At 61.3% G+C, this 11,662-nt stretch carries 13 protein-coding genes, 1 tRNA gene and 1 riboswitch; of the genes, 5 read left to right on the top strand and 9 right to left on the bottom strand.

The features are described 5' to 3' along the window. Positions 1–137 precede the first annotated feature (137 nt). The 6 genes from QP982_RS10385 to QP982_RS10360 all read right to left on the bottom strand — a co-directional run bounded on the left by QP982_RS10385 (position 138) and on the right by QP982_RS10360 (position 6,038). Positions 138–223 (bottom strand) — tRNA-Ser (locus QP982_RS10385). Between the two features lie 174 nt (positions 224–397). Then, the gene (locus QP982_RS10380; protein WP_065421667.1) at positions 398–745 is read right to left on the bottom strand and encodes a metal-sensitive transcriptional regulator; all 348 of its coding nucleotides are present in this window, start codon (positions 743–745) and stop codon (positions 398–400) included. Further along, the gene (locus tag QP982_RS10375; RefSeq protein ID WP_284870522.1) at positions 738–2,948 is read right to left on the bottom strand and encodes a heavy metal translocating P-type ATPase; all 2,211 of its coding nucleotides are present in this window, start codon (positions 2,946–2,948) and stop codon (positions 738–740) included. Before QP982_RS10375 ends, QP982_RS10380 begins: the two co-directional genes overlap by 8 nt. A 22-nt stretch (positions 2,949–2,970) precedes the next feature. Further along, positions 2,971–3,180 (bottom strand): heavy-metal-associated domain-containing protein, encoded by a 210-nt coding sequence (locus tag QP982_RS10370; RefSeq protein ID WP_049172422.1) that lies wholly within the window; start codon positions 3,178–3,180, stop codon positions 2,971–2,973. 37 nt (positions 3,181–3,217) lie between these two features. Further along, complete coding sequence (locus QP982_RS10365) at positions 3,218–4,396, bottom strand: HNH endonuclease signature motif containing protein (RefSeq protein ID WP_284870521.1); 1,179 nt, start codon at positions 4,394–4,396, stop codon at positions 3,218–3,220. Between the two features lie 121 nt (positions 4,397–4,517). Continuing rightward, positions 4,518–6,038 carry an AMP nucleosidase gene (locus QP982_RS10360; RefSeq protein WP_069359018.1) on the bottom strand — a complete coding sequence of 507 codons (1,521 nt, stop codon included), beginning with the start codon at positions 6,036–6,038 and terminating at the stop codon, positions 4,518–4,520. 143 nt (positions 6,039–6,181) lie between these two features. On the opposite strand from QP982_RS10360, the gene QP982_RS10355 reads away from it, so the two are divergent. Further along, positions 6,182–6,523, top strand: coding sequence for a hypothetical protein (locus QP982_RS10355; RefSeq protein WP_284870520.1), 342 nt, complete (start codon positions 6,182–6,184; stop codon positions 6,521–6,523). Positions 6,524–6,542: 19 nt separating this feature from the next. Next, a riboswitch (SAM riboswitch) is annotated at positions 6,543–6,663 on the bottom strand. 90 nt (positions 6,664–6,753) lie between these two features. Here QP982_RS10355 and QP982_RS10350 read toward each other — a convergent pair. Both QP982_RS10350 and QP982_RS10345 read right to left on the bottom strand, forming a co-directional pair. Then, complete coding sequence (locus QP982_RS10350) at positions 6,754–7,992, bottom strand: Nramp family divalent metal transporter (protein ID WP_284870519.1); 1,239 nt, start codon at positions 7,990–7,992, stop codon at positions 6,754–6,756. A gap of 68 nt (positions 7,993–8,060) precedes the next feature. Then, positions 8,061–8,513 (bottom strand): flavodoxin family protein, encoded by a 453-nt coding sequence (locus QP982_RS10345; protein ID WP_016421860.1) that lies wholly within the window; start codon positions 8,511–8,513, stop codon positions 8,061–8,063. Between the two features lie 142 nt (positions 8,514–8,655). On the opposite strand from QP982_RS10345, the gene QP982_RS10340 reads away from it, so the two are divergent. After that, entirely contained in the window at positions 8,656–9,003 is a 348-nt protein-coding gene (locus QP982_RS10340; RefSeq protein ID WP_016421859.1) for a DUF4288 domain-containing protein, read from the top strand. A 10-nt stretch (positions 9,004–9,013) separates the two neighbouring features. After that, entirely contained in the window at positions 9,014–9,271 is a 258-nt protein-coding gene (locus QP982_RS10335; RefSeq protein WP_016421858.1) for a hypothetical protein, read from the top strand. Here the strand turns inward: QP982_RS10335 and gluQRS are convergent. After that, positions 9,268–10,212, bottom strand: a complete 945-nt coding sequence (gene gluQRS / locus QP982_RS10330) for a tRNA glutamyl-Q(34) synthetase GluQRS (RefSeq protein WP_016421857.1) — start codon at positions 10,210–10,212, stop codon at positions 9,268–9,270. The genes QP982_RS10335 and gluQRS overlap by 4 nt on opposite strands. A gap of 315 nt (positions 10,213–10,527) precedes the next feature. Between gluQRS and QP982_RS10325 the strand changes: the two genes are divergently transcribed. Together QP982_RS10325 and QP982_RS10320 are read left to right on the top strand one after the other, a co-directional pair. After that, the gene (locus tag QP982_RS10325; RefSeq protein WP_224783815.1) at positions 10,528–10,671 is read left to right on the top strand and encodes a hypothetical protein; all 144 of its coding nucleotides are present in this window, start codon (positions 10,528–10,530) and stop codon (positions 10,669–10,671) included. A gap of 126 nt (positions 10,672–10,797) precedes the next feature. Continuing rightward, positions 10,798–11,574, top strand: a complete 777-nt coding sequence (locus QP982_RS10320) for a queuosine precursor transporter (protein WP_284870518.1) — start codon at positions 10,798–10,800, stop codon at positions 11,572–11,574. Positions 11,575–11,662: the final 88 nt, after the last annotated feature.

The following is an 11,662-nucleotide window of genomic DNA, read 5'->3' as shown; positions in this document are numbered from 1 at the left end:
GGAAAGGGCCCATGAGATAAAAAGGGCCCACCCGGCGACACACCGAGCGGACACACTTTTTGTCACTTAACCCGCAAATCCACTCACCTGCATAAATACAAGAAAACCCCCGGCGTAAACCGGGGGTTTTCACTCTGCGGAGGATGTGGGATTTGAACCCACGAGGGATGTGACTCCCGCACGCGTTCCAGGCGTGTGACATAGGCCGCTAGTCGAATCCTCCAACGTCGTTAAAGACTACCCAACAAACCTCATTTTCCCAAAACGCGCCCCCTACCAGGGAAAACGAGGCATTTAAGCGACACTCCCGCGCAACCGGTGCAACCAACAACAACCAACTCCGGTTGCCGACTGCCGACTGCTGTTTCGCCCCCCACTCCCGGAATTTTTCCGGGAGTTACTTAGCCAGCCGAGCAATCGCCGCCGAGGCCTCCTCCAGCTTGGCGTCCAACTCCTCCGGGCCGCCCTCAGCCGCATGCACCACACAGTGATGGAGGTGAGCATCCAGAAGAGTTAACGCCAACGACTTCAACGCCGAATTCACCGCCGAAATCTGGGTCAAAACATCGATACAGTACTCTTCGTTCTCAATCATCCGACCAATGCCACGAACCTGCCCCTCAATGCGACGGATACGGGATTCATAACGCCGCTTCTCCACGAGATAACCGGGATCAGTGGTGTCATGGCAGCAAGAATCGTCGTCAAGCGAATGCGATTGCGACGAACAACAAGACTCACTCATGAGTTACTCCTTTTTGAATAGCTGGTTGACTCGGAGAAAAACCGCGCAGACGCAGACTGTTGCCGACCACAAAAACCGACGAAAACGCCATCGCAGCGCCAGCCAACATCGGATTCAACAACCCCAGCGCGGCGACAGGAATTGCCAAAACGTTGTAGAAAAACGCCCAAAAAAGATTCGAACGAATCGTGCGGAGCGTCCGGCGTGACAACCGCAGCGCATCCGCAGCCGCCAACAGATCACCACGCACCAGCGTGATATCCGCAGCCTCCATCGCCACATCGGTGCCCGTGCCCATCGCCATGCCCAAATCCGCCTGCGCAAGAGCCGCAGCATCATTGATGCCATCGCCGACCATCGCCACACACGCGCCGCCAGCCTGCAACTTCTCAATCGTCGCGACCTTATCCTCCGGCATCACTCCCGAAATCACATCCTCGCGAGCAATACCGACCTCATCTGCGACCCGAAACGCCGGGCCGGCGGCGTCGCCGGTCAGCAGAATCGGCCGCACCCCCCACTCCCGGAATTTCGCGACCGCAGCCGCCGACGTCGGCTTCACCGAATCCGACACCTCCAACGTGCCCAGGAGCTCGCCGTCGCGGCGCACCGCAACCACCGTCCCCCCACTCCCGGAATTTTCCCCGGAGCGGCCGACCTCGATGCGGTGGCCATCCACGGTGCCTTCAACCCCCACTCCCGGAATATCCCGGAAATCCGAAACCGGGAGTAGAGAATCCGGATCCGCCGCACGCACAATAGCCTGCGCAATCGGGTGATGCGACGCCGCCTCCACCGAAGCGGCAAGCGGCAGCAGATTTTCGGGAGTGGGAGGGACCTCCGTCAGCTCCATCACACCCGTAGTCACCGTGCCGGTCTTATCCAGCACAACCGTGTCGACCTTCCGCGCCGACTCCAGCACCTCCGGGCCACGCAGCAGCACACCAGCCTTGGCACCTTCACTCGTGCCGACCAGGAGCGCTGTGGGCGTCGCTAAGCCAAGCGCACACGGGCACGCGATGATGAGCACGGCGACCGCGGCCGTGACCGCCTCACTCGCGCCGTGCCCCGTGAGCAACCACGCACCGAGCGTGACCGCGGCGATCGCGATGACGGCGGGCACGAACACTCCCGAAACCCGATCCGCCAGCCGCTGCACCGGTGCCTTGCCCGTCTGCGCCGCCTCGACCATCGCTGCCATCTGCGCCAACTGCGTCTCCGAGCCCACGCGCGTCGCCCGCACAAGCAGCCGCCCGGACGTGTTAATCGTCGCCCCCGTCACCTCATCGCCAGGGCCGACCTCGACAGGCATCGGCTCGCCGGTCAGCATCGACGCATCCACCGCCGACGTGCCCTCCACGACAACGCCGTCCGTCGCGATCTTCTCACCAGGCCTAACGACGAACACCACTCCCGGGCGGAGCTGCTCCACGGGCAGCCTCTTCTCCACTCCCGAACTTTCGAGAACGGAGACCTCCTTGGCGCCGAGCTTCATCAACTCCCGGAGCGCCTGACCAGCATTGCGCTTAGAACGCTTCTCGAAATAACGACCAAGCAGCACAAACATGATGATGCCGGCCATCGCCTCGAGGTAGATGTTCATATCAGCATCGCCGGGAGTGACCGTTAAGTGGAACTCGTGCTTAAGCCCCGGCAGCCCGGCGCGCCCGAAGAACAACGCCCCGACGCTCCAGAGGAACGAGGCGGTCGTACCCATGGTGATCAGCGTGTCCATGGTGACTTCACCATGACGCAGGTTCTTCAGCGTCGCGCGATGGAACGGCCAGCCGGCCCACACAAAGACCGGCGCCGAGAGCGTGAGGCACAGCCACTGCCAATTAGTGAATTGGAGGGCAGGAATCATCGACATCGCGATGACGGGAACCGTGAGGATGACAGCGCCGACGACGCGATTGCGCAGGTCCTGCAGCTCCCGGTCTTTTTCTTCGGGAGCAGCTCCCGGTTCCTCTGCGGTCTCTTCCCTCGGAAGCTCAGCGGTGTAACCCGCCGCCACGATCGTGTCGATGAGTTGCTGCGGGTTGATGTCCGCCGGCGCCTCCACATGCGCTTTCTCGGTCGCATAGTTCACACTCGCGTTAACTCCATCAAGTTTGTTCAGCTTGCGTTGAATACGGTTTGCGCACGACGCACACGTCATCCCGCCGACGGGGATATCAAGAGTGAGAAGTTGCTGATCGGACATCTGCTTTCCTCTTTTTTGGGGATTAGTTTGCGACCGCCTTGTAGCCAGCTTCATCCACTGCTGCGATTACGGCAGCGGTGTCAATGTCTGCATCCGAGGTCACGGAAAGGAAATTCCGGGAGCGGTCAACCTGGACATCAGTGATTCCCGGGAGTTCAGAGACTTCCTCCCGCACCGATGCCTCGCAGTGTCCGCATGTCATGCCAGTAACAGTAAAAGTTTGATTAGCCATACCCCAATATATACCCCCTATGGGTATATCTGTAAAGCTATTCGCGCTGACGGTAGCCCGAGTAGGCCCGCCCCGCGAGAGCTGTCGGGAAGGCAAGGTTGAATTCGGGCGGCGCGTGCGGAGACGGCGGGTGGCGGTAGACCGCGCCGGAGCCGTCGTCACGCTCGAGGTGCCCGTTGAGGCCTTGTCTGTCGTCGTCGTTGGCGGCATTGTGTTCTTTGCAGGTCATGACCATGTTTTCCATGGTCGTGGCGCCGCCGTTTTTCCTGGCGACCAGGTGATGGGCCTGCCCGGCGTGGGCGGGGCGCGGGCACCCGGGCCAGGCACAGATGGGGTTGTCGAGGATCATCGCAATGCGCTGTTCCTCCGTCGCCAGGCGCGGGTTGTGCATCGGGAGTAGGTCGGTCGGCGTGTTGTGCTCGTCGTAGACCAGCACCCAGCCGGTGTCCGCGAGCAATGCCTCGACGAATTGTCCGGGAGTGAGGACGGAGCCGTTGGAGGTCGCCGCAAACCGCGGGCTGTACTCCACGATGTCTTGCGCGGTTACGATGAGCGCGGGCTGGTAACGGAGCTTGTCGACGTCGTCAAGCGGCCCCTCCGACCCGTGTGCCAAGCGTTCTGCCAGCGCCTGACCGACACACCGATCCCGGGTGTAATCCTCGTGCGCTTTGGCGATTTCAGCTGCGCGCACGGTCAGCGGCGCGACCAGGTCGTCAATCATGTTCGCCGGACCGGTGACCTGCAGATGCTTCATCCCACGGATGTCCGGATTCCGGGAGACGTGGGCGCGCAGGTGCTGCGGCGGCTCGTCGGTGCGGTTGAGCTCCTTGACCTTGGTGCGCATGTAGGTGTCGAGGCCCTCGAAGTCGTATGCTGCGGCGGCGCGGGTGAAGTCCAGGCGGTAGTACTCCCGGATTTCGACGTTGTTGAGTTGCCCGGAGCGCTTGTCGATCTGCATGACCGTGTCCAGCGACAGCTTCAGCTCCCGGGCGATCGCGACGGCTTTGTCGCGGGATTCGACATCCATATCGCCCTCGACCGTGCCGAACAGCCGCTCGGCACAGCGCAGCAGGCGCTTGAGGCGGAAGGGGTCGAAGCCGATGCTGGCTGCCAACTCCCGGTGCCCGGTGGATTTTTCCGGGAGTGCGGCGCGCAGGTCGGCGAGCACGTCAATACCCCGTGTCGCCAGCGCGCTGAGCAGTCCCAATGTCGTCATGGGGCTAAGGCTAGTTTCCGGGAGTGGGCGGCTTCAATCGCTTCTTTGGCGTTGTCCACAGCCGTCGTAAAGCATGCACAATCTGCACAAACGGGCTTGACGACGCACTCCCGAAAGTGCCCTACCGGAACGCGACCTCTCCCACCGGCCGACGTAACTTCCGGGAGTGGAGGGTGTCGGGAGCGGCGGCCATGTCCTCGCACGCGCGCACGGCGGCCATGAGGTGCTCCTCCTTGGAGGACTGGTAGAACTCGCGGGCGGATTTCGGGAGTTTGGGTTTGTCGTGCAGCGGCATGTCGGAGACGCTGAGCAACGCGCCGTAGGGCACGCGGAAGCGGTAGCCGTTGGCGGCGATGGTGGCGGATTCCATTTCGACGCCGATGGCGGTGGATTTCTGCAGCTCTCGGTAGAGGTCGGCCTGGGAGCGCCACTCCCAGTTGCGGTCGGAGGTCGACAGCACGGTGCCGGTGCGCAGACGCTTTTTCAGCTCATCGCCGGTGAGTCCGGAGACGCGGGCGAGCGCGTTGGTGACGGCGAGCTGAATTTCCGCAATCGGTGGGATGGGCTTTTCCAGGGGCACGTAGTTGTCGAGGACTCCGTCGGCGCGGTCGTAGCCGTTGGCGAGAATCATGTCGCCGATGCGCATGCGGCCGTCGAGACCGGCGCAGTGTCCGACCATCATCCAGCAGTGCGGGCGCGTGACGGCGAGGCAGTCGGTGATGGTTTTGGCATTCGAGGGGCCGACGCCGATGTCGATGATGGTGATGCCGCATTGGTCGTCGCGAAGCAGGTGGTACGCCGGCATCTGCGAGGCGTGCGCGTGCTGACGGCAAATTCCGGGAGTGGGGATGGCGCCGATGTCGTAGCGCTGCCCACCCGGGCACGCCAGCGCCGTGTACCCGTGCGGATTTCCGGGAGTGAGGGTGGCGGCGTATTCGAGGAACACGTCCGTGTGCAGCTGGTAGTTGGTAAATAGCACGAAGCGCTGGATGTTTGCGGCGTGCGACCCGGTGTAGTGCTCGAGGCGCTGGAGGGCGAGGTCGATGCGCTGGGCGGTAAAGAGGCTCAAGGGTTTGATGAGCAGGCCCAGGTAGTCGGCTTCGCCGTCGGCGATGGTGTCGTCGATGCTGGCGGAGTCGATGGGGGTAAACGTCTTCTCCACTGCCGCCAGCATGCTTGCCGACGCCCCTTCCCTCCCCGCCGCTTCCTCGGCGGCCGCGTCGAATCCGCGGCACATCCGGAGTGGGATGGGCTGGTCGGAGACGCGCACCTCGACTTCGCCGCCGTGGTTGGCGAGCAGGTCGGTAATTTGCTCGATGAGGTAGGTGCGGAACATCACCGGGCGGGTGATGGTGGTGGCATACACTCCCGGACGGTCGACGAAGCCGTGTGACAGGGAGGGGTCGACATCCTCGACGGCGCTGCCGGCCGGGACGGTGAAGCGTAGTTCGGGGTAGTAGGCGCGCACCGGCCCACTCCCGGAATTTCCTTCGGTGGCGGCGGTGTACTGCTCGACTAGGTAGGCCATCCCTGCCCGGTGGATTTCGGTGAGCCGGTCGACGGCTGCGGCGGCGTCGGTGTAGAAGTCGCCTTCGCCTTCGGTGGGCCAGAACGGGGGTGTTGCGGAGTCTCGTACCTGCATAGCCCAAGGCTAGGCGGAGAGGTTCCCGCTCGCATCCGCGCCGCGCTCATCAACGCAACGCCACGTCCATCGCGCCGCGCTCATCACCACGCTCACCCACGCAACGCCACGTCCATCACGCTGCGCCCACCAAGCCAAGCTCAGTGCCGACTCCACACTCCTTCGCGGCTGCGGCGGACTTCAAAGACCTGGTGCACGTGGTAGCCGCCGACGGTGGGGATGGTGAGGAAGTGGCGGCCGTCGTCAAGCTCGTGCCAGAGGATGCGACCGTAGCGTACGCCGTCGCGGACGTGGGCGCTGAGGTAGTCGGCGCGTTGTTGGCCGCGGAGGGTGGCGTAGAAGGCAGGGTCGACGGGGAGTTGGACGAGATTCCGGGAGTGGGGGTCGATGTCGGCTTCTTGCAGCCGGATGGCGACGGGTCGGCCGTCGACGAGAAGGTCAGCGGTGTGACGGCTGAGGTGGATGATGTGGACGTCGCTTATTGAGGTGTGCATTTGGCGCTCCTATTCGCTCTTCCCCGCAGGCGGTCTGTGGGGCTGATCTTCCTTTGGGGCACCGGGTCCGCGAATCGGGCGGTTGCCTATCGACGCTGTCAAAGGCCATTTCTCGTCGATATCTTGTGATCGTGCCGCCCACCCTAACACCAACTAGACAGCTTTGTCTACCATCTCCCGCACGCTTTACGACGAGGCCCCCGCCCCGCCACTCCCGGAAGCTACCCCTTCCCCGTCAGCACCAGGACCACCAGCGCCACGTTGAGCGCGATGATGAGCCCGCAGATAACCCACGCGACCCGGCGCAGTAGTGGGGTGTTGGCCCAGATGCCCATCTCGGCACGCGAGGAGGTCATGCGCACCAGCGGGACCAGCGCAAACGGGATACCAATCGACAGCACCACCTGGCTGAGCACCAGCGCCCAGGTCGGCTCCACGCCGCTGGCGATAATGAGCAGCGCCGGAATGATGGTGACTATGCGGCGCACCAGCATCGGCACGTGCACTTTCAACAGGTCACGCATAATCAGGTCACCGGCGTAGCAACCGACAGAGGACGACGCCAGCCCGGAGGCCAACAACCCAACGCCGAAGAGCACGCCCACCACGGGGCCAAGCACGCTGGTCACGGCAGCGTGAGCGCCTTCGATGGAGTCAGTCCCCTCCACTCCCGGAAGTGCTTCGGCCGCGAGACACAGCATGCCGATATTCACCGACCCAGCCAGCACGAGGGCACCGAAGACATCGATACGCGTGGCCCGTAGGTGCTGGCGCAGCGAGGAGTCATCTTCCACCTTGTACTCGCGGTCGCGCACCAGCCCGGAGTGCAGGTAGACCGCATGCGGCATCACGGTCGCACCCAGCATGGATGCCGCCAGCACCACGGTGTGCGCGCCTTGGAAGCGTGGCAGAATTCCGCTGGCCATCTCCCCGAGACTCAGGCCCGTGACAAACAGCCCGGCCAGGAACCCCACCGTAATGACCAGCAGGAACGTCACAATCACGCCCTCAAAAGTGCGTTGCGAACGCCCACCCTGAAGCAACAACAGCCCCAGCGAGACCACGCCAACAATGACACCGCCAAGCAGCATCGGCGTCCCAAAGAGCAGGTACAGCGCCGTGGCGCCACCAATAATTTCCGCCACATCCGTCGCTGCCGCCACAATCTCGGCCTGCACCCAGTACGCCAGCCGCCCCGGCCGGTTCGAACCGAAGCGGTCGGCGACACCTGCGGTCAGCGACCGCCCCGTCACCAGGCCGTACTTCGCCGACAGGTACTGCACAACCATCGCCATGAGGTTGGACACCACCAACACCCACAGCAGCAGATACCCATAGCTCGCGCCCGCGGACAGGTTCGCAGCCACATTTCCGGGGTCCACGTAGGCAATCGCCGCCACAAAAGCAGGCCCCAGCAGACTCATCATGGGCTTGCGGTTTTTCTCGCTTGACGACGTCACTTGCGACCCTTGTGCCCCTGAATCATTCACCCGGCCATTATTTCACGGCCTCGACACTAAATCTTCAATCAGCCCAAAATTTGGGCAGCCATGGTGCCACCGAGATTTACCAGGCGGTCGGAGATGTCGTCGTCAAGCGAACCGACAAACACGACGGGCTCGGCCGCAAGCTCCCACTTGTAGCCGGTCGTGATGGTTTTCATGGCGTTTTCCGCCCCGGTGGTGTCGAAGCCGCCGCGGATCCAGTAGGAAAATGGCAGCCCCTTGGTAACTTCCTGCGCCTCCCGGAAGGTGGTGTCGAAGAAGTGCTTGAGCGCGCCGGAGATGTATCCAAAGTTGGCGGAGGTGCCGAGCAGGATAGCGTCGGCGCTGGTCAGGTCATCGATGGTGGCGTCGAGAGCCTCGACAACCTTGACATCCACGCCCTCTAGCGCGGGATCGTTGGCGCCCTCGAGCGCGTGACTTAAGACCTCCTGCAGGAGCGGGGTCGGGGAATGGTGGACGACTAGAAGAGTAGGCATGTCCCGAGGGTATCGGCAGTGATAGGGTAAGCGCAGGTTTCAGCAACAATCCAATGTTTATCAATTCGAGTAAACGTGGCGTCCAGTAAGAAAGCCTCAAATTCGTACTGAACTAGGCGGCAATCGAAGAACGGAAAAATAGATGGAACCATACATCGGAATTGCAGTTTTTGAGTTAACAAAGCAAAGAGATTCAACCTCGGCGAATGAGAGCTTCTTCCGTGAGGACTTATACATTGTCTTTGCCGATTCTGATAGCGCCGCATACGCGCAGGTCGAAGCATTAGCCCACGAAAATGAATTAGCCCCAGAAGATCCTTCCCACTCGGGAGGATCTGTCACGTTGCGCCACATCGTCGATGTCGCCCCCGCTCTTTACGGTCGCGTCGATACAGACATCGACATCTATTCTCGCCACTTCGCATCCCTCGAGGATTACAAACGCTTCGAAATGAAATTAGGTGGCAAAGATCCTCTAGCGGAATCCTAAGACCCATATCATGAACCGCTCCCGCAATTTTGCAGTTGCTGCACTTCTCTTAGCCTTGACCTGCTACATTGGACTGTTTTTCGTCAGCACTGCGCTCTCCGATGCCTGGACAATCCCCCTCGCCGTCGGAGTCTTCGGATTCGGCCTGGTTAGCTTTCTTGCAGCACTGAAGGCCCGGGCAAACGGTTTGACAATCGTGGCGGCACTAGTTGCATTCGCACTCTTGCCCCTAACGTATGTACTAGCCGTAGTTCTCGGCAGCCCCTAGAAAATCACCTGTTCGCGAGGAATTTCCAGACCCGCACGCAGGGCTTCCGGGAGGTCAGCGATGGAGTCGAGCTCTACGCTCCCGCCGCCATCGCTAGCATCACCGCCACCGCTCAGCGAATCCAGAATCCACCGCTGCGCTGCATCCACCGACACCTCGCCGAGAGTCACGTCGCCATCGCGCTTGGACAGTCGCCGCCCTTCAGAGTTCACCACCAGCGGAACGTGCACGAACGAAGGTGCGGTGTGACCGAGCAATCCGGCTAAGTACGCCTGCCGCGGGGCCGAGGACATCAGGTCATCGCCACGCACAACCTCGGTGACACCCTGCTCGGCATCATCGACGACGACCGCCAGGTTGTAGGCCCACATGCCATCGGCACGCTGGAGGACAAAGTCATCGATCGGAGCGGCAATCTCGCCATACAGCTCATCGGTCGCGGCCCCCTCACTCACCTGCGATTTCAGGCGTATCGACGGCCTTCTCCCCGCCGCCGCAAATTCGGCCTTTTTCGCGGAGAGGTGCTCGTCGTCAAGCGAACGGCACGTGCCGGGATACTGCCCTGGCACGCCATGCGGCGCGGAGGAGGCGGCGAGGATTTCACGGCGCGTGCAGAAGCAGGGATAAGTCAGGCCGCGTTGCGTGAGGTCGGCGAGCGCGGATTCATACAGGTCAGAGCGTTCTGACTGGCGGACCGGGGCGCCATCCCAGTCTATGCCGATGGCCTCGAGATCGGCGAGCTGCTGCGCCTCATACTCGGGGCGGGAGCGCTGGCGGTCGATATCTTCGATACGCACGATGAAGCGACCGCCCTGCGCGCGGGCGTGCGCCCAGGCGAGAACCGCGGTGCGCAGGTTTCCCAGGTGCAGCCGACCGGTCGGCGAAGGGGCGTAGCGGCCGGTGGGTAAAGTGGAATTAGTCAACCGTTGGGAACTGGTCACAGGAATATGTTAGCGAGACCCCAAGATGATAGTTGAAATCTTGGGGAAAGATCTCCGGTTGAATAATTCAAATCATCTTGGAGGAAATTCATCTATTACTCGAAAGGCATTCATGACCTCTCAATAAAATCAAGGGTTAATGTATGCGTGACTTTTTGTAAGCGGATCTTTTAGAGGAGAACAATGTCATCACGTTTGCGCGTAAATTGGCTAGCATCGATTTCCATTATCGGACTAGTCGTGAGCCTCCTCTGTCTCCTGGGCATCGCAAATGGGATGTACACATTGAGCAAACTAGCTAACCAGACTGCCGTTATGAGTACAGCAGCTATTACGGCAAAGACAGATCGCGCGCTGCTCTACTGCTTAATCGCTCTTGCCAGCCTGATTGTAAGCTGTTTTACATTTATTGTTAACGGAATGCGCAGTAAGCGTGGAGCTAAGAAAACAAATAATTAAACCCGCTCATCCTCTAACTCCTGCGGACTCAAACCCACAGGAGTTAGAGGATGAGAGGCAAAGTCGGCCTCGAAGACTTCATCGGCGCTCGCTTGGAGCCCTAAGCGGCAGGTAACATTCCCTCCCGTGACAAATAACGAAAACCTGCCCAAGTCTGGGCCGGGCAACGCCGAGCCTGCCGCTGTGAGCACCTCGCACGCGCCCGAGAACGCAACTAAGTCCGAATCCACAGCACACACGCCACGCCACATCCCGGTACCAAAATCGCTGTACCCGATGTTCACGGCCATTTTCATCGGCGTGCTGATCGTCTCCAACATCACCGCCACCAAGGGCGTGGAAATCTTCGGCCTGGCCACCGACGGTGCCTTCTTCCTCTTCCCCTTGAGCTACGTCATCGGCGACGTGCTTTCCGAGTGCTACGGCTACAAAGCCACCCGCCGCACCGTGTGGACCGGTTTCGCCATCCTCGCCGGCGCAATGCTCTGCTTCTTTGCCGCCATCAAGCTCCCAGCGGCACCGTGGTATGAAAATCAGGAAGCATTCGCCACCGTCCTGGGCACCGTCCCGCAGCTTGTTCTCGCAGGTCTGGCCGGTTATGTCGTCGGTCAGCTGCTCAACGCCTGGTCGCTCAACGCCATTAAGAAGCGCACTGGCGAAAAGGCTCTCTGGGCGCGCCTGATGGGCTCGACTGTGGTTGGTGAGTTCGTCGATACGCTCATCTTCTGCTCCATCGCCGCCACCGCGATCGGCATCGACACCTGGGGCACCTTCGTCAACTACGTCATCGTCGGCTTCATTTGGAAGACCGCCGTCGAAATCGTAGTCATGCCAATCACCTACGCCGTCATCGCGTGGGTCAAGCGCCGCGAAGGCTACTACGACACGCGCGTTCCCGCTTAACGACGAAAAAAGGGGTTAAGTGACAAAAAGTGTGTCCGCTCGGTGTGTCGCCGGGTGGGCCCTTTTTATCTCATGGGCCCTTTCCGGA

The organism is Corynebacterium sp. MSK019 (assembly GCF_030232425.1).
GTDB classification, from domain to species: domain Bacteria; phylum Actinomycetota; class Actinomycetes; order Mycobacteriales; family Mycobacteriaceae; genus Corynebacterium; species Corynebacterium jeikeium_D.
This window is presented reverse-complemented; position numbering and strand designations above follow the sequence as displayed.

Excerpts from the sequence above, each read along its gene's own strand:
- QP982_RS10375 (WP_284870522.1), bottom strand. The coding sequence starts at position 2,948 with ATGTCCGATCAGCAACTTCTCACTCTTGATATCCCCGTCGGCGGGATG.
- QP982_RS10365 (WP_284870521.1), bottom strand. The coding sequence starts at position 4,396 with ATGACGACATTGGGACTGCTCAGCGCGCTGGCGACACGGGGTATTGAC.
- QP982_RS10360 (WP_069359018.1), bottom strand. The coding sequence starts at position 6,038 with ATGCAGGTACGAGACTCCGCAACACCCCCGTTCTGGCCCACCGAAGGC.
- QP982_RS10335 (WP_016421858.1), top strand. The coding sequence starts at position 9,014 with ATGAACCGCTCCCGCAATTTTGCAGTTGCTGCACTTCTCTTAGCCTTG.
- QP982_RS10340 (WP_016421859.1), top strand. The coding sequence starts at position 8,656 with ATGGAACCATACATCGGAATTGCAGTTTTTGAGTTAACAAAGCAAAGA.
- QP982_RS10380 (WP_065421667.1), bottom strand. The coding sequence starts at position 745 with ATGAGTGAGTCTTGTTGTTCGTCGCAATCGCATTCGCTTGACGACGAT.
- QP982_RS10345 (WP_016421860.1), bottom strand. The coding sequence starts at position 8,513 with ATGCCTACTCTTCTAGTCGTCCACCATTCCCCGACCCCGCTCCTGCAG.
- QP982_RS10325 (WP_224783815.1), top strand. The coding sequence starts at position 10,528 with ATGAGTACAGCAGCTATTACGGCAAAGACAGATCGCGCGCTGCTCTAC.
- QP982_RS10370 (WP_049172422.1), bottom strand. The coding sequence starts at position 3,180 with ATGGCTAATCAAACTTTTACTGTTACTGGCATGACATGCGGACACTGC.